The 17,893-nt window shown below is 68.5% G+C and carries 12 protein-coding genes and 1 rRNA gene; 7 read left to right on the plus strand and 6 right to left on the minus strand.

All coding sequences use genetic code 11. From position 1 onward, the window contains the following. Position 1 precedes the first annotated feature (1 nt). The 5 genes from J9611_RS16060 (at position 2) to galK (ending at position 7,547) form a co-directional block, all read left to right on the plus strand. Positions 2-2,086 carry a beta-galactosidase gene (locus J9611_RS16060; protein WP_211881567.1) on the plus strand — a complete coding sequence of 695 codons (2,085 nt, stop codon included), beginning with the start codon at positions 2-4 and terminating at the stop codon, positions 2,084-2,086. Positions 2,087-2,095: 9 nt separating this feature from the next. Then, entirely contained in the window at positions 2,096-2,938 is an 843-nt protein-coding gene (locus tag J9611_RS16065) for a DeoR/GlpR family DNA-binding transcription regulator (protein WP_211881569.1), read from the plus strand. A gap of 64 nt (positions 2,939-3,002) precedes the next feature. Beyond that, on the plus strand, positions 3,003-5,285 hold the full coding sequence (locus J9611_RS16070; RefSeq protein WP_372447804.1) for an alpha-galactosidase: 2,283 nt from the start codon (positions 3,003-3,005) through the stop codon (positions 5,283-5,285). Then, a complete protein-coding gene (gene galT, locus J9611_RS16075; protein WP_211881573.1) occupies positions 5,278-6,378 on the plus strand; it encodes a galactose-1-phosphate uridylyltransferase in 1,101 nt (366 codons plus the stop codon). The genes J9611_RS16070 and galT overlap by 8 nt, the downstream gene beginning before the upstream one ends. After that, the gene (gene galK / locus J9611_RS16080) at positions 6,375-7,547 is read left to right on the plus strand and encodes a galactokinase (RefSeq protein ID WP_211881574.1); all 1,173 of its coding nucleotides are present in this window, start codon (positions 6,375-6,377) and stop codon (positions 7,545-7,547) included. The genes galT and galK overlap by 4 nt, the downstream gene beginning before the upstream one ends. A 9-nt stretch (positions 7,548-7,556) precedes the next feature. On the opposite strand, the gene J9611_RS16085 is transcribed toward galK, so the two are convergent. Further along, the gene (locus tag J9611_RS16085) at positions 7,557-8,546 is read right to left on the minus strand and encodes an LLM class flavin-dependent oxidoreductase (protein WP_211881575.1); all 990 of its coding nucleotides are present in this window, start codon (positions 8,544-8,546) and stop codon (positions 7,557-7,559) included. Positions 8,547-8,715: 169 nt separating this feature from the next. After that, a complete protein-coding gene (locus J9611_RS16090) occupies positions 8,716-9,525 on the minus strand; it encodes a glycoside hydrolase family 25 domain-containing protein (RefSeq protein WP_211881576.1) in 810 nt (269 codons plus the stop codon). 103 nt (positions 9,526-9,628) lie between these two features. Here J9611_RS16090 and J9611_RS16095 point away from each other — a divergent pair, with 103 nt between their 5' ends. Both J9611_RS16095 and J9611_RS16100 read left to right on the plus strand, forming a co-directional pair. Continuing rightward, complete coding sequence (locus tag J9611_RS16095) at positions 9,629-11,344, plus strand: helicase HerA-like domain-containing protein (protein ID WP_211881577.1); 1,716 nt, start codon at positions 9,629-9,631, stop codon at positions 11,342-11,344. A gap of 158 nt (positions 11,345-11,502) precedes the next feature. Further along, complete coding sequence (locus J9611_RS16100) at positions 11,503-12,495, plus strand: hypothetical protein (RefSeq protein ID WP_211881578.1); 993 nt, start codon at positions 11,503-11,505, stop codon at positions 12,493-12,495. 230 nt (positions 12,496-12,725) lie between these two features. Here the strand turns inward: J9611_RS16100 and J9611_RS16105 are convergent, their stop codons facing one another. The 4 genes from J9611_RS16105 to rrf form a co-directional block, all read right to left on the minus strand. Next, positions 12,726-14,687, minus strand: a complete 1,962-nt coding sequence (locus tag J9611_RS16105) for an NHL domain-containing thioredoxin family protein (RefSeq protein WP_211881579.1) — start codon at positions 14,685-14,687, stop codon at positions 12,726-12,728. Beyond that, positions 14,687-16,894, minus strand: coding sequence for a bifunctional copper resistance protein CopD/cytochrome c oxidase assembly protein (locus tag J9611_RS16110; protein ID WP_211881580.1), 2,208 nt, complete (start codon positions 16,892-16,894; stop codon positions 14,687-14,689). Before J9611_RS16110 ends, J9611_RS16105 begins: the two co-directional genes overlap by 1 nt. A 135-nt stretch (positions 16,895-17,029) precedes the next feature. Then, the gene (locus tag J9611_RS16115; protein ID WP_011776355.1) at positions 17,030-17,317 is read right to left on the minus strand and encodes an HU family DNA-binding protein; all 288 of its coding nucleotides are present in this window, start codon (positions 17,315-17,317) and stop codon (positions 17,030-17,032) included. A gap of 485 nt (positions 17,318-17,802) precedes the next feature. Beyond that, positions 17,803-17,893 (minus strand): 5S ribosomal RNA (gene rrf, locus J9611_RS16120); the annotation flags it as partial.

Raw genomic sequence — 17,893 nt, forward strand, 5'->3', positions numbered from 1 at the left:
CGTGGACTTCAGCATCAACCACAACAATGCCGGCATGGACTACATCACCGCCCGCCTCGGCTCCGAGGGTTCCCCGATGCTGGCCTTCGGCGGAGACTACAACCCGGAGCAGTGGCCCGAGGAGACATGGGACGAGGACGTCCGGCTTATGCGCGAGGCCGGCGTCAACCTGGTCAGCGTCGGCATCTTCAGCTGGTCGCTGCTGGAACCCTCCGAAGGCGTGTACGAATTCGGCTGGCTGGACCGGGTCCTGGACCTGCTCCATGCCAACGGCATCCGCGTGGACCTGGCCAACGCCACGGCCTCCCCGCCGCCGTGGTTCAGCCACAAGTATCCCCAGTCCCTTCCGGTCACAGCCGACGGCGTCCGGCACAGCTATGGTTCCCGGCAGGCGTTTGCGGCTTCCAGCCCCGAGTACCGCCGGGCCGCGGCGGCCCTGACCGAGCAGATCGCTCGCAGGTACAAGGACCATCCCGCCGTCGTGATGTGGCATGTGCACAACGAGTACGGCTGCCACAACCAGCCGGACTACTCGGACGGCGCCGCAGCGGGCTTCCGGTCCTGGCTGGAAAACCGCTACGGGACGCTTGACGGCCTCAACGCCGCCTGGGGCACGGCGTTCTGGTCCCAGCGCTACTCGGCCTGGGAGGAGATCCTGCCCCCGCGCACGTCCGGGACCTGGGTCAACCCGACGCAGCAGCTGGATTTCGCCCGGTACTCCTCCGATGAACTGCTGGAATGCTACAAGGCCGAGGCGGCGATCATCCGCTCGCACTCACCGCATCCGGTCACCACCAACTTCATGGGCTTCAACATGGGCCTGCACCAGCCGGTGGACTACTGGCGGTGGTCAGAGGAGATGGATGTGGTTTCCAACGACCACTACTTGATCGCGGCGGACCGGCGTAACTTCCAGGAGCTGGCGGCAACAGCTGACCTCACCCGCGGCTGGGCCAGGGGAAAGCCCTGGCTGCTCATGGAGCACTCGACGTCGGCCGTCAACTGGCAACCCCGCAACGTCGCCAAAGCGCCGGGCGAAATGCTGCGCAATTCAATGCAGCATGTGGCCCGCGGCGCCGACGGCGCGCTCTTCTTCCAGTGGAGGGCCTCCCGCGCCGGCGCCGAGAAGTTCCACTCGGGGCTGCTTCCGCACGCCGGCACCGATACCAAGGTCTGGCGGGAAGTCGTCCAGCTGGGGCAGGCCCTGCGCAGCCTCGCCGAAGTCAGCGGCTCGGCAGTCACGGGCGCGTCCGGGCACGTCGACGTCGCCATCATCCATGACACCGATGCCCGCTGGGCCTCAGAACTTGATTCACACCCGAGCGTGGACGCCTCGAACATCGCGGAAACACGGCGCTGGCACGACGCCTTCTACCGTGCCGGCATCCCGACCGACTTCCGCCAAAGCACGGATGACCTCTCCGGTTACCGGCTCGTGGTGGCGCCGATGCAGTACCTGGTGAGCGATTCCGGTGCGGCGAATCTGGACGGGTATGTGAGGGCAGGCGGCCACCTCGTTGTCACGTATTTCTCCGGTATCGTGGACGAAAATGACCACATCAGGCTTGGCAGCTACCCGGGCGCGTTCAGCGGGCTGCTGGGCGTGCGGATGGAAGAGTTCTTTCCGCTGCGCGCCGGGGAAGCCGTCCGGCTCAGCAGCTTCGGCACTGGTACCCGCTGGAGCGAGCTGGGGAGGACAACCACGGCCGAGGCCCTCGCCGTCGTGGACGATTGGCCGGTCGCCGGCTCCCCTGCCGTGACCCGCAACCACGCCGGAGACGGCCGTGCCTACTATGTCGCCACGACGCTGGCGCCGGAGGGCCTGAGCGAACTGCTGGCCGTCATCTGTGCCGATGCGGCAGTGCTGCCCCTCGTCCCGGAGCTCCCCGCCAACGTGGAAGTCGCCCGGCGCAGCAAGGACGGTACGGACTGGACATTCTGCATCAACCACGGAACGGACGAGGTCAAGGTTCCCCTTTCGGGTGTTGAGGTGATCAGTGGGGAAGACCTCGACGGCGGGCTCAGCCTGGCCGCCGGTGCAGTCGCCGTCGTCCGCTCACACGGCTCCCTTCCAGCAAGCCAGTAAGGACGAAAAATGCTAGCCGCAGCCCGCCATTCCGCCATCATTGCGGAGGTCCAGCGTGAACGGATCGTCCGCGTTGCGGACCTCGCAAAGATGCTGGGCGTGTCCCTCATGACCGTCCGGCGCGATATCGAGGCCTTGGACGCCGCAGGTGCCCTCGAGAAGATCCACGGCGGGGCCAAGCTGCCCGGCGGTGCCAGCACCCACGAACCCGGCTTCGAGCTGAAGGTGACCCAGCTGCAGGACGAGAAAATGGCGATCGCCCGCGAGGCGGCCGCCCAGGTGCGCGAGGGCATGGCGGTGGGGCTCAGCGCGGGAACCACCACCTGGGCCCTGGCCCAGCTCCTGTCCGCCGGGCCCCGCATCACCGTGGTCACCAACTCCGTGCGCATCGCCGACGTTTTCCACCAGGGCTCCTCCCCGTCCACGGTGATCCTGACCGGCGGCGAGCGCACGCCCTCCGACGCTCTGGTGGGGCCGCTGGCCACCGCCGCCCTGAAGCAGCTGCACCTCGATGTGCTCTTCCTGGGCGTCCATGGCGTGGATGCCGACGCCGGGTTCACCACCCCGAACGTCCTGGAAGCCGAGACGGACCGGGCGTTCGTGGCCGCGGCCCGAAGGGTGGTGGTACTGGCCGACCATACAAAGTGGGGGACCCTGGGCATCAGCACCATCGCCGGCCTCGAGGACGCCGACGAGCTCATCAGCGACGACCGGCTCGCCGGCGAGGCCCGGCGGATCCTCGGCAAACGCGTCGGCCGGCTCCGTCTGGCCCCCACCGGCACCCCCACCGCGGAGGCTGCAGCCGCGGAGGCCACGGTCACCGCCGTGGCCGACGCCACCGCTGCCGGCTGAGCGGACCAGCACCACCACCCGAACCCGACGCCCGATGACATCGCCTGGAGCTCCCGTGAACCACCTGCATCCGATCCTTGCCTCCGAGGAGGCACCGCCCCTGAAACCGCTGGACAGGCCGCTGTACCTGCGGCGCTCCGGCAAGTCACTGCTCATCGACTTCAGAACCGGTGAGCCGGCCATGTTGCACTTCGGCGCCGACCTCGGCCCCCGTATTCCGGAGCTGTCGCTCCTGAGCGATCCGGTGGCGCACTCGTCGCTGGATATTCCTGTCACCCTGGGCCTGATCCCCCAGGCGTCCTCCGGCTGGCGGGGACGCCCCGGCCTCCGCGGCCACCGGAACGGGCAGTCCTTCTCCGCCAGGCTCCGCGTGGTGTCCGTGGAGTTGCGTGACGACGGCTGCTCCGCCGTCGTCACGCAGTCCGATCCCGACGCCGGCGTCACGCTCAGCACCGAGATCAGGATCAACGACGGCGGCCTGCTGCAGCTACGGCACCGCCTGCATAATGACGGTTCGGACGCCTACCGGCTCGAGGAACTCGCCGCCGTGCTCCCCGTGGGACGTGCCGCTACGGAGATCCTGGACCTGACCGGCCGCTGGTGCCGCGAAGCCCACCCGCAGCGGATTCCCCTGCGGCAAGGCACCTGGGTCCGCTCGGGCCGGCACGGGCGCACCGGCCATGATTCCTCGCTGCTGCTGGCCGCGGGAACCGGCGGATTCGGCAACCGCCACGGACAGGTCTGGGCCGTGCACCTGGGCTGGAGCGGCGACCACGAAAGTTTCGTCGAGACGATCGGGGACGGCCGGTCCGTCATCGGCGCCTCGGAACTGCTCGGCTCAGCCGAGATCACCCTGGCCCCGGGGTCCAGCTATGAGACGCCGTGGCTGTTTGCCGCCTACTCTGACGCCGGCCTGGACGGCATCAGCGAAGCCTTCTATGCCTGGTTCCGCGGACGCCCGCACCATCCGGGGGTCCGTTCCGGCAAGCCCCGACCCGTGGTGCTCAACGTCTGGGAGGCGGTCTACTTCGACCACCGGCTTGGCACGCTGCTGGAGCTGGCCGATTCCGCCGCGAGCCTCGGCGTCGAGCGCTATGTGCTCGACGACGGCTGGTTCCGGGGCCGCCGGAATGACCACGCCGGCCTTGGCGACTGGTACGTCGACGAGGAACTCTGGCCCGACGGGCTCACCCCGCTGATCGACGCGGTCACCGCGCACGGCATGGAATTCGGCCTGTGGGTTGAACCGGAGATGGTCAACGAGGATTCGGACCTTGCGCGCTCCCACCCGGACTGGATCGCGGGGCCGGCCCCACGCTCCGCAGGCGGCACCTCCTCTGCCCGGCTGCCGGAGCGGTGGCGGCACCAGCAGGTCCTGGACCTGGTCAACCCCGATGCGTGGCAGTACGTCTTCGACCGGCTGGACGCGCTCCTGACCCAGTACCGGATCGGCTACCTCAAATGGGACCAGAACAGGGATTTGACCGAGATGGGACACGGGGGCAGCCCGTCCGTCCACGCCCAGACCCTGGCCGTCTACCGGCTCCTGGATGAGCTGCGGAAGGCCCACCCCGGCGTCGAAATCGAGAGCTGCTCCTCCGGCGGCGCGCGCGTTGACCTGGGCATCCTTGAGCGCACCGACCGGGTCTGGGCCTCCGACTGCAACGACGCCCTCGAACGCCAGACCATCCAGCGGTGGACCGAAGTGGTGGTACCGCCCGAGCTCGTGGGAGCGCACATCGGACCGACGACATCGCACACCACCGCGCGCACCCACGACCTGTCCTTCCGCGCCATCACCGCCATGTTCGGCCACTTCGGCCTGGAATGGGACGTGCGCCAACTCCAGGGAGCCGAACGCAGCGGGCTCGCCGCAGCCATCGCGCTCTACAAGGACTACCGCGGGCTGCTCCACAGCGGGCGCATGGTGCGCGCCGACGAACCGGATCCCTCGTTGATGCTGCACGGCGTCGTCTCCCATGACGGCACCGAAGCGTTGTTCGCGCTGGTGTCCGTGGCGACGTCGTTCTCCGAAGTCCCCGGCCGGGTGGCCCTCCCCGGGCTGCGGCCCGAGGAGAACTACCGGGTGGAGCTCGTCTATCCCGCTGCCGGGAGCGGACCCACCTTCACCCAAGTCCACCCGCCGGCCTGGCTTTCGCCCGGAGTTGAGGCGAGCGGCCGGTTCCTGGCGGAGTCAGGCTTACCCATGCCCGTCCTGAACCCGGAACACGGCCTGCTCCTGAGCGTCCGCGCCTCGGGCGGCAGCGCCCCGAGTGCGGGTGCGGGTGCGGGTGCGGGTGCCGGCAGCATTTCCGGGAACAGCGGGAGGCGCGTCCAGCATGGGTGAGATCATGAAGCGCTCCTATCAGCTCGCCGATGGGCGGGACATCATCTACTTCGACGACGCGGACACCACCCTCTCCCCCGGGCGGTCCCCGGATCTGCGCGAACCGGCCCCACGCCCGCCGACAGCGGCCATGCGCCAGGACGTGCTGACCGGCGAGTGGATTTCGGTGGCCTCGGCCCGCCAGAACCGGATCGTCCTTCCCCCCGCGCATCTGGATCCGCTGGCGCCGGCCTCGGCGGACAACCCCTCGGAGATCCCCAGCCCCTACGATGTGGCCGTCTTCGAAAACAAGTCCCCTTCGTTTGGTCCCGGCCTGGCGGGCCCCGGAGCACCCGTCGGCCTTGACGATCTGGCCAGGATCGGCCTCGGACGCAGCCGGCAGTCCGTGGGCCGCTGCGAAGTCGTGTGCTTCTCGCCCGAACACACCGGGTCCCTCGCCGGGGTGTCGCTGTCCCGGATGCGGACAGTGGTGGAGGCCTGGGCCGACCGGACGGGGGCCCTGTCCGCGCTGCCGGGCGTCCAGCAGGTCTTCCCCTTCGAGAACCGCGGCGAGGCCATCGGCGTGACGCTGCACCATCCGCACGGGCAGATCTATGCCTACCCCTTCATCACGCCCCGCACAGCCCAGCTCATCCGCTCGGTCCAGACGTATGGCGGCCCGCTCTTCGAAGATGTCCTGAACTTCGAGCAGAAGTCCGAGCGGCTGGTGCTCCAAGGCGAACATTGGACCGCCTTCGTTCCGTTTGCGGCGCGCTGGCCGCTGGAGGTCCACGTCCTGCCGCACCGGCACGTCCCGGACCTGGCAGCCACCACCTCTGAGGAACGCGACGAGTTCTCCCGGCTGTACGGCCGGCTCCTGCGCGGCGTGGACGCCCTCTACGCGACGCCGACCCCCTACATCTCCGCGTGGCACCAGGCCCCCGTCCATGCACACCGGGACGACATACGGCTGATGCTCCAGCTGACGTCGCCGCGGCGCGAGGAAACCAAGCTCAAATACCTGGCCGGTTCGGAGGCCGCGATGGGCGCGTTCATCGCAGACATCCCGCCGGAAACCGCAGCCGCCCGGCTCAAGGAAGCCATCGAACCATGAGCGGATTTCTGCGCGAGGGACTTGTGCGCCAAGGAACCGACTACTTCACCCGGGAGTTCGGCGTTGCCCCGGATGGAGCGTGGTCCGCGCCCGGACGGGTGAACGTCATCGGTGAACACACGGACTACAACGATGGCTTCGCCTTTCCAATTGCCATCGACAAGCGGACCGTCGTGGCGGCGCGCTCCCGCGGGGACCGAATCCTGCGGGTCGCCAGCAGCGCCTTTTCCGGCGTCGTGGAGTCGAACCTGGACAAGCTGAATCCGGAAGACCTGAAGGGCTGGGCCGCCTACCCGCTGGGCGTGGCCTGGGCGCTCGTGCAGGACGCGCCCGCCGGCACCCTCACCGGCGTCGATCTGGCCTTGAGCTCGGATGTCCCGGCCGGAGCGGGGCTGTCCTCCTCGGCCGCAGTCGAGTGCGCGGTTGCCCTGGCCCTGAATGAGCTGTGGAAGCTGGGCCTGGGGCGCCAGGCGCTGGCCAGGATCGGCCAGCTGGCCGAAAATCGGGTCGTCGGCGCCCCGACCGGCATCATGGACCAGTCTGCCTCGCTGCTGGGCGAGCCCGATCACGGCCTTCTGCTGGACTGCCAGAGCCTGCAGGCGGAAAGCGTTCCGCTTGGCTTTGCTGCCGCGGAGCTCGGGCTGCTCGTCATCGACACCCGCACGAGCCACTCGCACGCCGACGGGGGCTATGCCAGCCGCCGCCGGTCCTGCGAGGATGGCGCCAAGGCAATGGGCGTCTCCAGCCTCCGGGCGCTCGGCCCCGAGGATCTTCCCCGTGCAGCCGGGGTGCTGGATGGAGAGACCTTCCGCCGGGTCCGCCACGTCGTCACCGAGAACCAGCGGGTGCTGGACACCGTCGCTGCGTTACGGGCGGAAGGCCCGGCCGCCGTCGGGCCTTTCCTCAACGCATCGCACGCGTCCATGCGCGACGACTTTGAAATTTCCACTCCGGAACTGGATCTGGCCGTCTCCGCCGCGCAGGCCTTCGGCGCCCTCGGCGCCCGCATGACCGGCGGCGGATTCGGCGGGGCTGCGATCGCCCTGGTCCGCAACAGCGACACCCCCAGAGTCAAGGACGGAATCGCCCGGGAATTCGCCCGCGCAGGCTTCACGGCCCCCCGCGTTTTTCCCGTCAGCGCCTCGGCCGGCGCCCGCCGGGAAGAATAACCGCCCCTGCTACGCCCGCACCAGCCCGGCGGCCCGCGCCAGCAGCTCCACGGAGCGCAGCCGCGCTCCGGTGCCGGTGCTCTGGTGCGCCACGATCAGCTCGTCGGCGTCGGCGTGGGCGGTGAACTCATCCAGGTACTCGATCACGGCGTCGGGGGTACCGACGGCGGAGTACCTCATCATCTGCGCCGTGTGCTGGCCCTGCGGGGAATCCAGGATCATGTCCGCCTCGTCGTCGCTGAACACGCGGCCGTTGCCGAAGAACAGCGAAATCCGGGCGCGCTTGGTGTCCTGGAAGATTGCCTGCGCCTCCGCGGCCGAGTCCGCGGCGATCACGTTGACCCCGGCGATGACGTGCGGGGCATCCAGTTGCGCGGACGGCTTGAACTCCCGGCGGTACAGGGAGACGGCGTCCTGCAGCGCGTTCGGTGCGAAGTGCGAGGCGAAGGCATACGGCAGGCCCAGCTGGGCGGCGAGCCTGGCGCCGAAAAGCGAGGAGCCCAGGATGTAAAGGGGCACGTTGGTGCCCTTGCCCGGGACCGCCTCCACGCCCGGGATCCGGGTGGGACCCGTCAGGTAGCCCTGGAGCTCCAGCACGTCCTGCGGGAAGCTGTCCGATGACATCGGATCGCGGCGCAGCGCCCGCATCGTGTTCTGGTCGCTGCCGGGAGCACGGCCCACGCCCAGGTCGATCCGTCCCGGGTGCAGGGTTTCCAGGGTCCCGAACTGCTCGGCGATGGTCAGGGGCGAGTGGTTGGGCAGCATGACGCCGCCGGCGCCGAGGCGGATGGTCTCCGTGTGGGCGGCGATGTGGGCGATCAGCACGCTGGTGGCGGAGGAGGCGATGGCGGACATGTTGTGGTGCTCGGCGTACCAGATGCGGCGGTAGCCAAGCCTCTCGGCGCTCTGCGCCATGGCCACGCTTCCGGCAAGGCTCTCCGCCGCCGTCTGTCCCTTCCCGATGGTTGCCAGGTCAAGGATGGAAAGCGGAACAGTCACGGAAAAGCCGGCCTTTCGTAGCGGAGCAGTGCGTCAAGAGTCAGTCAGGCCCCGCACCGAATCCGGCGCGGGCACACTGTGGTCAACGACGGCGGTGCCCGGGTTATTTCTGCGCTGTTATTTCGTTTCCGGCCGGCCTCGTGGCGGCACCCGTAGAGGGCATCGGCCCTTAGGGGCACGCGAAGTCGTAGTCGAGCCCTGCGGAGACATATTGCGTCACGGCCACGATGCTGCGCGGGGTCAGCCCGGGCAGCGAGCAGTTTGACTTGGCTCCGGACAATGACCGCGCCCCGGCAAGCCAGCTGGGCAATCCGGCCAGCGGGCTGCTGGACGGGACGGAACCGGCAATCTGCCCCCACTGTAAGCCGGTTGAGTACAGGCCCACCGGGGCACCGATGCTCCCGAAGTAGGCGGTCATGCCCTCAAGGTCGGCGACGTTGGCCGCCTTGTCGGACTGCCAGGTGTTTCCTGTTTCCACGTCAAGCCACCAGAGATACGACGCCGGGTTGCTCACCCCGCGCAGATTGGCGTCGTCGTAGGCCTTCGCGTAGCCGTACATGTAGGAACACGCCTTGAAGTCCTGGGCGGCACTAGTGCACGTCCCATAGGGGTTGGCGACTGCCGTGCCCCCGTACGTGTTCGAGGTGGGCCACCAGGATCCCTGCAGACCGGGGTTGGCGGTGTTGACGTAGAGCGCGACTCTCGGTTGTGACGTCACGGCGGGCGACTTTGCCGTGTTGGCCCATGCCAGCTCCGACGCCAGGCATGGGTTCGTGGTGTTGGCGAGGCCGTTGTTGACGCCGACGATCGCGAACGCCGGCTGCTTGGGAAGGGTTTTGCCGCATTGCGGCCAGGACACGTCGATGCCCACGGGGTCGGAGGAGCGGGCGGGGGCCGCCGTCGCCGGGCCGCTGCCCAGGAGGACAAGACCCAACGTGGTGACAACTGTCAGTACCGTCTTCAACATTGATGTGGCCATGCCGCAGTCTACGCCGGGCCTTGGACGAATCCCGGACTAAACTCGCCGAATATCGGCAGCCGCGCCCGGGTCCGGCGTCCCCGGACCCGGCTATGCTAGCGGCATGGCTATCAAGTCCACTGCAGATAAAGTCGCCACGATCCAGAAGGGGTACACCCTCGAGGGTCCCACGATCGAGCTGGGAGCCGCGATTATCGACGGCGAGCTCCACAAAGAGGCGCCCGTCCGGCTGCCGCTGGCCATGATGAACAGGCACGGACTGGTGGCCGGAGCCACCGGCACCGGCAAGACGGTCACCCTGCACATGATGGCCGAGCAGCTTTCCGCTGCGGGGGTGCCGGTGTTCCTGGCGGACATCAAGGGCGACCTCTCGGGGCTGGCCACGGCCGCCACCGGCAGCGAAAAGCTCCTCACGCGCACGGAAAGCATCGGCCAGCCGTGGTCCGGCAAGACGTTCCCGGTGGAATTCCTGGCCCTCGGCGGCGACGGCAACGGCATTCCGGTCCGCGCCACCATCACGTCCTTCGGCCCCATCCTGCTCTCCCGCATCATGGAGCTCAACGAGACCCAGGAATCCAGCCTGCAGCTGGTCTTCCACTTCGCGGACACGAACAACCTGGAACTGATCGACCTGAAGGACCTGCGCGCCGTCATCCAATTCCTCACCTCGGACGAGGGAAAGGACGAGCTCGAGGAACTCGGCGGCCTCTCCAAGGCCACCGCCGGCGTCATCCTCCGCGAACTGATCACGCTCGACGCGCAGGGCATGGAGAAGTTCTTCGGCGAACCCGAGTTCGACACCGCCGAACTGCTGCGCACCGCCCCGGACGGCCGCGGCGTCGTGAGTTGCCTTGAACTGCCCACGCTGCAGACCAGGCCGGTGCTGTTCTCGACCTTCCTGATGTGGCTGCTCGCAGACCTCTTCGAGGAACTCCCGGAGGCCGGCGACCTGGACAAGCCCAAGCTCGTGTTCTTCCTGGACGAGGCACACCTGCTGTTCAACGGCGCCTCGAGGGCCTTCCTGGACGCCATCACCACCACCGTGCGGCTCATCCGGTCCAAGGGGGTGGGCATCTTCTTCGTCACCCAGACTCCCAAAGACGTCCCGGCCGATGTGCTGGGCCAGCTCGCCAACCGGGTGCAGCACGCCTTGCGCGCGTACACCCCCGAGGACGCCAAGGCCCTGAAGGCAACGATTTCGACCTTCCCGATCAGCGACTACGACCTCGAGGAGACGCTCACCTCGGCGGGAATCGGCGAGGCCGTCATCACGGTCATGAATGAGGAGGGCGCACCGACCCCCGTGGCGCTGACCCGGCTGCGGGCCCCGGAATCGGTCATGGGCCCCAGCGCCGCAGCCCTGGTCTCAAGCACCGTGGCCGGCTCCGCCCTGCTCCCCAAGTACGGCACGGCCGTGGACAACGTGTCCGCCTACGAGAAGATCACCGGCAAGGCGGGTCACGACGACGCCGGTCCGGCCGCTGCGGAGCGATCCGCTGCGGGGCGTTCCGTTGCGCAGGGCGGCGGCGCCTTTGACCCGAACGACGTCGACGCCGACGCCCGACGGATCGAGGAAGAGATTCTGGGCCGCCCCAGCAGCCGGCCCGCACCGGCCCCCGAGAGGGCCAGGGAACCCGAGCGTGCCGCCCCGCGGCAGTCCCAGCAGGACAACGGAAGCATGGTCGGCGACCTCGCCGGCATCCTGGGGGGTGCCCTCGGTGGCGGCCTCAAGAGCATGGCCCGTTCGCTGGGTACCCAGCTCGGCAGGGAGCTGCTCCGCGGGGTCTTCGGCACCGCCCCCAAGCGCCGCCGCCGTTAGGTCCCCGGGGCGGCGAACCCCTGCGGGAGCCGGGACCGCCGGCTGCCAGCCCGCGTGAGCCACGGCGTCGGGCCCGGTCCGGCCGCGGTACCGCATGTCAAGGGGCGCCCGTGACAGCGGTAATCCTGCGGCGTGCAGGTAACGTAAGGTACGTGCAAATGAGTCAGTCGTTGGTCAGGACCGCAGCAGGGTGGCTGCTGGGCCTGATGCTTGCCGTGGCCGCGGGCATCGTCGCCGTCAACCTGGTGAACGACTCCATCGCGAGCCCGCAGCAGCCCGTGCGCGAGTATTTTGACGCTTTGCAGAAGGGCGAGGGTGAGAAAGCACTCGGCCTGCTGCATGCCTCGGTGCCGCAGAGCAACGCCGCCATGCTCGACGGAACGGCGCTGCAGACGGCCGCGGCACGGACCACGGGCGTGGAGTTCGGCGCCGCGGTGGAACGGGGCGGGAACCAGGTCATGGTCCCGGTTGACTACACGATTGACGGCAGCCGGCTGCACACCGATTTCCTGCTCGAGCGCTCCAGCACGGAATGGCTGTTCTTCCACAAGTGGTCCTTCGTCCCGGCCGCGCTTCCGGTGCTGGACGTCACCGTGGTCAATTCCAGCGAGGCCACCCTCAACGGCGTGCCGGTGAACATGCCCAACGGCCGCAACTCCTTCGCGGTTTTCTACCCGGGCGAGTACGAGGCCACCCTCAACGGGCAGTATTTCTCCGCGCCGCCCACCCGGGCCACGCTGTCCAGCAGGGAGGCGCCCGCGGCACCGCTGAACCTCCTGACCGAAGCCACTCCCGCGCTGAAGGATGCCGTGAGCGGCAAGGTCAAGGAGTTCCTCGATTCCTGTGCCGCCGAGGCTGGCAAACAGCAAAAACTCCAGCCCGACTGCCCGTTCTACCACGCCACGAACAACCGCGTGATCGACGGGACCATCGACTGGAGCATCACCCAATACCCCCCCGTCCGGATTGAACCCTTCGGCGGACGCTGGGTGGTGGCACCGCTGGACGGCAAGGCGCGGATCAAGGCCCGGCAGGTAGACCTGTTCACCGGCGCCCTCACCGACCTCAATGCGGTCCACGATTTCAGCTTCACGACCCGCCTGGACATCGAGGCGGACACCATCAAGCTCACGCCGCTCCTGAGCTACTGAACCGCTGAGCTACTGAACCGCCGGGGCTGCTGCGTGGCCGGTTTCATGGCGGGCGTCACGCCCGGCACACTCTTGACTCCGGCAGCGCCGGTGCACTCACCGTGGTGGCGCCCAGCGCGGCGTCGTCGATCCCCAAGCGTGCCGAGGCAGGCCGCCGGGCCCGCCTGAAGCCAAAAGGCTGCTGCGCGTGACGCTCCGGTCACGGACAACAGCCGCCAGCCGCCCCGAAGTCAGTCCATGCCGCGCAGGTCCAGCACCAGCTCCGTGTCGCCGTCGGCCGCCAGCAGCACCGGGATGCCCCAGTCCTGCTGGTACAGGTGGCAGGCGGCGTGGTCCGGGATCTCGCCGTCCGCGTCTTCGGGGCCGTCGCAGGCCGCGGCGCGGGCGGTGATGTGCAGCACGCCCTCGGGGATGTCGGCGGCGAGCTCCAGCGTGCGGAGCAGGCCCACCGAGGTTCCGCCGCCGGCCAGCAGCAGCCCCGGCGGGGTCGAGGAGATCTTCAGCTGGGTGGGATCGCCCCAGCGGTCGTCCAGTTTCTGCCCGGTCGGCGCGGTGAAGCGGACCGTGAGCTCGAGCAGGCCCGGGGCCACTGGGCTCTTGGGCCGGTGGGTCTGCGCCGCGCCCTCGTCCACCTGTTGCGCTTCCTTCGGGATCGGCACGTAGACCAGCTGGTGCTTGTTCGCCTCGACTACCACCAGCAGCGGCTCCGAACCGGCAACGTGCGTGTGGTCCACAATCACGTCGGAGGGTTCGGACAGCCCGCGCGCCAGGGTGGAGACGGTGCCTGAGGCGGGGTCGTAGCGGCGCACGGCCCCGTTGTAGGTGTCGGCGATCGCCACCGAGCCGTCGGGCAGCACGGTGACGCCGAGTGGGTGCTGCAGCCGGGCCTCAGCGGCCGGGCCGTCGCGGAAACCGAAGTCGAACAGCCCCTTGCCCACGGCTGTTTCCACGGCGATGCTCCCGGCGTCGCCGATCACCAGCTTGCGCAGGGCCGAGGTCTCGGAATCAGCGACCCAGATGTTGCCGGCGGCGTCCTCGGCGAGGCCGGAGGGCTGGGCGAACCAGGCTTCGGTGGCCGGGCCGTCCAGCAGTCCCTCGAGCCCGTTGCCGGCAATGATGGCCACGGCGCCGGAAACGGGGTCGAAGCTGAAGATCTGGTGCACGCCGGCCATCGCGACCAGCACGGCGTTGAGCCTGCCGGACCACACGACGTCCCAGGGGGAGCTCAGCGACACCGAGAGCGGATCGGCTTCGAGCCGGGCGCCGAAGGCGGCGCCCTCTTCATCCACCCGGGCCGGGCCGGTCTCGAGCAGCCGCTGGATCCCGTTGCCGGCGAGGGTGCTGACGGTTCCGACGGCGAGCGATAGCCCGCGCAGCCGGTGGTTCACCGAGTCGGCAATGACGACGTCGTAGCCGGTTTCCGCCGCGACGTCCTCCGGGAGCAGCAGAAGGCCCTGCGGCTCGTTGAACCGGGCGGTGGCGGCGTTGCCGTCGGCATGGCCTTTTTCGCCGGCGCCGTAGGTCCCAAGGACTGTCTGGAAGTCGGTCGACAGTTCCACCAGGCGGTGGTGGCCGGTGTCCGTGACGAGCCAGGAACCGGCGTCGGGCGCGGTTCCGATACCGCGTCCGGCGGGGAGGTACAGGGCCTTGCCCGGGAACCGCAGGGTGCCCGACGTCGGCTCCGGAGCCACATAGGGGCCGTCGCCGCGGTGCAGGGTGCCCTTGGCCTCGTGCTCGGCGATCAGTTCGGGGATGAGCACGGCGAGGCCGTCCGCGTGGCCTTCACCGGAGAGGTGGGCCACGATGTAGCCCTCGGGGTCGATGACCACCAGGGTGGGCCACGCACGGGCGGTGTATGCCTTCCAGGTGTCCAGCTCGGGATCGTCCAGGACCGGGTGGCGGATCTCGTAGCGTTCCACGGCCGCGGCCAGCGCCACCGGATCGGCCTCGTGCTCGAACTTGGGCGAGTGCACGCCGACGGTCACCAGGACGTCCGAGTACTGCTGTTCGAGCGGGCGGAGTTCGTCCAGCACATGCAGGCAGTTGATGCAGCAGAACGTCCAGAAATCCAGCAGCACAATCTTGCCGCGCAGGGATTCGAGGTCCAAGGACTGGCCGCCGGTGTTCAGCCAGTTGCGGCCGACCAGTTCGGAGGCCCGGACCCGGAGGTGGGTGCGTACGGTTTCGCTCATCAGCGTCCTTCCAGCTTTGAGTTGCGTTCGTCCAGCCTGGCATCACGCTCCGCCAGCTTGGCAAACATATCGTTGTAAGCAGTGAGATCGGCGTCGTTATTCCTGTCCGCCGCCCGGTCGGTGCGTTTGGACTCGCGCGCATCCGAACGGGACCACATGACGGCGACGCCGATCGCCACCAGCAGTGTGGGCACTTCGCCGATGCCCCAGGCCACGGCGCCGCCCATTTGCTGGTCCAACAGGGCCGAGGGGCCCCAGGTCCGGCCGAGGTTGCCGAAGTAGTCCGCGGCAAGCAGCCCGGTCCCGCCCATGATCGCGACGCCGAAGAAGGCGTGGAAGCCCATCGTGGCCAGCAGGAGCAGCAGCCGCATGGGGTAGGGCGCGCGGCGCGGCAGCGGATCGGTGCCGATCATGGTCAGCACGAAGATGTAGCCGGTGAGGGCGAAGTGCAGGTTCATCAGCTCGTGGCCCACATGGTCCCGCATCGCGTAACCGAACGCGTCCGAGTAGTAGAAGAGGACGATCGAGCCGGCGAAGTTGGCCGCGGCGAACAACGGGTGCGTCACGAGCTGGGAGAACTTCGAGTGCACGAAGATCAGCAGCCATTCACGCGGCCCGCGGGAACTGTCCCGCCGCGGCGTCAGCGCCCGCAACGCCAGGGTGACGGGGGCTCCCAGCACGAGGAAGAGCGGGGCCACCATGGTCAGCGCCATGTGGTCCACCATGTGCGCCGAGAACAGCACACGGCCATAGACCGACGGCGGGCCGGACGTCACGTAGGTCAGGAGAACGAGACCGATCACCCAGTTGATGGACCGGAACCAGGACCAGGAGTCCCCGCGCTTCAGGACCTTCCGGATGCCGAGGAAATAGGCCACGAGGCCAAAGAGAGCGACGGCGACCCAGAGCCAGTCGAGGCGCCATTCGGTAAGCCACCGATCGGGTGTCAGTTCAGGCGGCAGGTCGTAGCCGGACAGGATGAAGGCCGGGGAAGCGTCGGGGGCGAAGGTCGTGGGTTTCGGCGGGGCGGAGCGGCCGAGCGCGACGGCGATACCCGACGTCGCCCCCATGATGATCAGTTCCGCGAGCACCAGCTGCCACAGCAGCCTGCGCGCGGATCTGCCCACTGCGCGGTCACCCAGCTGCGGAATGACCCAGCGGCGGTGCATCAGGCCGATGCCGCCAAGCACCAGGGTCGCGGCGGCCTTGGCCAGGATCAGCTGCCCGTAGGACGAGCCGAAGAGGTCCCCCCAATTGGTGACGCGGATGCTGGCATTGACCACGCCGGAGGCGAAGACCAGGGCAAAGGCGAAGCCGGCCAGGGCGGAGAACCGGCGGAGCGTCGGTTCCGTGATGTCAGGGTTGCCTGCGGCCTTGGTGAGGGTGCCGGACCTGGCGCTGGACCCGGCGCTGGCGCTGGCGCCGGCGCCGGCCCCAGTGCCGGTGAGGGTCCCGGAGAGAAGCGCGAGCATGATGATGCCGCCGACCCATGCCGATACTCCCACCAGGTGAAGGCCGAGGGAGTTGATCGCACCTTCGTGGTCGCTGGAGCTGGACGAGTGGCCGATCAGCGCCGCGGGTACCAGCCCCATCAGCGAGAGCAGCAGGGTTGCTGCCAGTGCGCCGCGGGAGCGGACCCCGAAGAGTGCGGTGGTGACCACGGCAGCGATGATGACCACAGTCAGCCAGGCCCGGCCGGTCTCGATATCCGTCATGAAGTAGACCAGGGACCGGGTGAACTCGGGGTCGCCGGATATCCCTTGACCGGCGATGTCCGCGTACCCCAGGACCAGCACGGCGATCGCGGAGAGTGTCCAAGCGGCGCCGGCGGCCGCGGAGATAGCCAACGCACGGGTGAAGGCCGGATGCTCCGAAGCGTCCCGGTCTTTGGACCGCGAGCCGTTCAGGGTCCGCGGCAGGATGGCGACGGCGAAAATCAGGCCGCCGATCACGGTGGCCAGGGAGACGTTGTGGATCGCTTTGCTCACCGGCAATCCCCAGCGGACCAGGGCGCCGGGGTCCGAGACGCCACGGGCGGCTGCGGCGCCGGAGAAGAGCAGGGCCGCTGCAAGTCCCAGAAACAGCGCGGCAAGGCCGGCGAGCTGCCAGGGGCGGGTGATCCCGGCCGGGCCGGCAACAGGGCCCCGCGCACCCCCGCTGGGGTTTGGCGCTGCGGCTGGGGAAGAGGATTCTGCTGCTGAAGGCACAAGTCCATTGTCCGCTACGCCTGCCTGCACGCCGAATCGGCATAGACGGCGGGTCGCACCGGTTGCAATGCCGCTCGATGCGAAAGGAGCGGCAACCCTGGGGTTGCCGCTCCTTTCAAGCATCCGGGAAGAAGACTACTTCTTCTTGGCCACTGCAGCTTTCAGCTTGGAGCCGGCGGTCAGCTTGACGCTGTGGCCGGCGGCGATCTGGATGGTTTCGCCGGTCTGCGGGTTGCGGCCGGTGCGGGCCGCACGGTCGGTGCGCTCAACTGCGAGCCAGCCCGGGATCGTGATCTTTTCGCCCGCGGCGACAGAGGTCTCGAAAACCTCGAACAGTGCATCGAGCACGGAGTTGACGGCTGCCTGGCTGGTGCCGGCCTTGCCTGCTACCTCTGCAACAAGTTCACTACGGTTCTTAGCCATTTATGTCCTCCTGGACGGTCATGATTTCTGGAGCCTGCACACGGCGTGCGTACAAGTCACTGTTCGAAAACTTACCAGCTTGGCAGGGCAGAGACCGCAAATTCCGCGTGTTTTCGGCCTTTTTTGGGGAAAATCACCCGAATCGGCCGCTTTCGGGGGTGAAATCGGGCCACCAGCTGACGCTCCCTCACGTTCCGCAGGTTCCGGGTCGACGCTCCCTGAGATCTTGTCGGGCCGGCGCCGGGAGGTGCAGGGGCCGAGGGAGCGTCCGGGGTTCCGGTGCGGAATCTGCGGGAGGGTGGGTCGTTTCCCTGCGGGAGGTGAGGGAGGGCGGGTCGTTTCCCTGCGGGAGGTGAGGGAGGGTGGGTCGTTTCGGTGCGGGAGGTGGGGGAGGGTTTTGTGGTTTGGCGGGTTTTGTGGTTTGGGTTTAAATGCGGGAGAGCCCCAACCGTGTGGTTGGGGGCTCTCGACCGTGTTTAATTTATGTCCGGCGGTGACCTACTCTCCCACACCCTCCCGGGTGCAGTACCATCGGCGCTGTGGGTCTTAGCTTCCGGGTTCGGAATGGGACCGGGC

This window comes from Pseudarthrobacter albicanus, from assembly GCF_018224015.1.
GTDB classification, from domain to species: domain Bacteria; phylum Actinomycetota; class Actinomycetes; order Actinomycetales; family Micrococcaceae; genus Arthrobacter; species Arthrobacter albicanus.

What these genes read in the sequence shown, in the direction of transcription:
- J9611_RS16065 (WP_211881569.1), top strand. Translation starts at nt 2,096, where the DNA reads ATGCTAGCCGCAGCCCGCCATTCCGCCATCATTGCGGAGGTCCAGCGT.
- galT (WP_211881573.1), top strand. Translation starts at nt 5,278, where the DNA reads ATGGGTGAGATCATGAAGCGCTCCTATCAGCTCGCCGATGGGCGGGAC.
- galK (WP_211881574.1), top strand. Translation starts at nt 6,375, where the DNA reads ATGAGCGGATTTCTGCGCGAGGGACTTGTGCGCCAAGGAACCGACTAC.
- J9611_RS16090 (WP_211881576.1), bottom strand. Translation starts at nt 9,525, where the DNA reads ATGGCCACATCAATGTTGAAGACGGTACTGACAGTTGTCACCACGTTG.
- J9611_RS16095 (WP_211881577.1), top strand. Translation starts at nt 9,629, where the DNA reads ATGGCTATCAAGTCCACTGCAGATAAAGTCGCCACGATCCAGAAGGGG.
- J9611_RS16100 (WP_211881578.1), top strand. Translation starts at nt 11,503, where the DNA reads ATGAGTCAGTCGTTGGTCAGGACCGCAGCAGGGTGGCTGCTGGGCCTG.
- J9611_RS16105 (WP_211881579.1), bottom strand. Translation starts at nt 14,687, where the DNA reads ATGAGCGAAACCGTACGCACCCACCTCCGGGTCCGGGCCTCCGAACTG.
- J9611_RS16115 (WP_011776355.1), bottom strand. Translation starts at nt 17,317, where the DNA reads ATGGCTAAGAACCGTAGTGAACTTGTTGCAGAGGTAGCAGGCAAGGCC.